Here is a 1437-nt window from a genome sequence, read left to right as displayed (position 1 = left end):
TGTACTGACCCCCAAAAGTTGGACAAATAATTATTGAAAGGATTTAGTTCTGTATTGCACAGGGCTAAGTCCTTTTAGTTTGACTTTAATTCGTTTGTTGTTGTAGTAATCAATGTAGTCCACAATAGCTTGTTCAAGGTCTTCTAAAGACCTAAAGTGCTTCTCATAACCATAAAACATTTCAGATTTCAAAATGCCAAAGAAGGACTCCATCATGCCATTGTCTGGGCTGTTGCCCTTGCGTGACATGGATGCTTGAATTCCCTTACTCTCTAGGAACCGATGATAAAAATCGTGTTGGTATTGCCAGCCTTGATCGCTATGGAGAATCGTATGCTCGTAGTGTTTCTCTGTAAAGGCCTGGTTTAACATAGCTTTCACTTGTTCTAAGTTTGGTGAAGTTGAAAGATTATAGGCGATAATTTCGCTATTAAATCCATCTAAAACTGGCGATAAATAGAGTTTCTGTGTGCTATTTAGAATGGCAAACTCTGTCACATCCGTATAGCACTTTTCCATTGGCCTTGATGCTTCAAACTGACGTTGAATGAGATTCTCTGCTTTCTTACCAATCTCTCCTTGGTAGGAAGAATACTTTCGTTTCCGGCGAATTCGAGCTGTTAAACCAAGGACTTTCATCAGACGTTGGACCTTCTTATGGTTTACTATATGACCACGATTCCTCAATTCAAGAGTAACTCTACGATAGCCATAATTTCCTTTATGGTCATTATAAATGGCCTGAATTTCGGTTTTAAGCTCTTTATCTTTATCAAGCCCATCCAGTTGTTTCAACTGATAATAGTAAGTTGAGCGAGCTAAACGTGCTGTTTCAAGAAGTAAATCTAGTCGAAATCCTCCTGAAGCCATTTCTCTAATTGTCTCTGCCTTTCTCGCTCTAAGGCTTCGTCCCTGTCTTCCAGCTCTTTTAACTTTTTTAGGTAGGCCACCTCAGTCCGTAAGCGTTCATTCTCCTCTTGGAGTCGCTCTAGTTCTGTCATTTCTTCCCAGGTTTTCTTCCGTTTACGTCCCATTTTAGTTGGTCTCCCTCTTGTTTTCTCAACAATAGTATACCCGTTTTTCTTATATTGTGCTAGCCAATTTGGAAGCATACCACGATTTGGGAGAGCATATTTGAGAGAAACTCTATCTTGAGACCAGTTTTCATGTAAGACTTTATTAATCATTTCTTGTTTTAAATGAGGAGAATAGTAACGATTTTTCCCTTTTTTGACGAACTCTATTCCGTAACGATCAATCAATTTAATCATGTACCTAAGATTAGAATTGTTTATCTCAAATTTATTTGAAAGCTTCTCTAAGCTATATCCTTGTTTTCTAAGTTCATAGATCTGAACTTTATCTTCATAACTCAATTTCATAATAAAACACCCCAAAAGTTAGATTTTTTCTGTCTAACTTTTGGGGTGCAGTTCA

1 protein-coding gene is annotated in these 1437 nt (G+C 37.6%); it reads right to left on the bottom strand.

Annotated features, from left to right (window positions below; translation table 11 throughout):
- Nucleotides 1-30: 30 nt before the first annotated feature.
- Nucleotides 31-1382, bottom strand: a protein-coding gene (locus PAN06_RS14175) for an IS3 family transposase (RefSeq protein WP_152901420.1) whose coding sequence is annotated in 2 segments (ribosomal slippage) — nucleotides 31-941 and nucleotides 941-1382 — 1353 coding nt in all. Because the reading frame shifts where the segments join, the coding sequence is not laid out codon by codon here.
- Between the last annotated feature and the right edge of the window lie 55 nt (nucleotides 1383-1437).

The organism is Streptococcus sp. SM3 (genome assembly GCF_027497875.1).
This window is presented reverse-complemented; position numbering and strand designations above follow the sequence as displayed.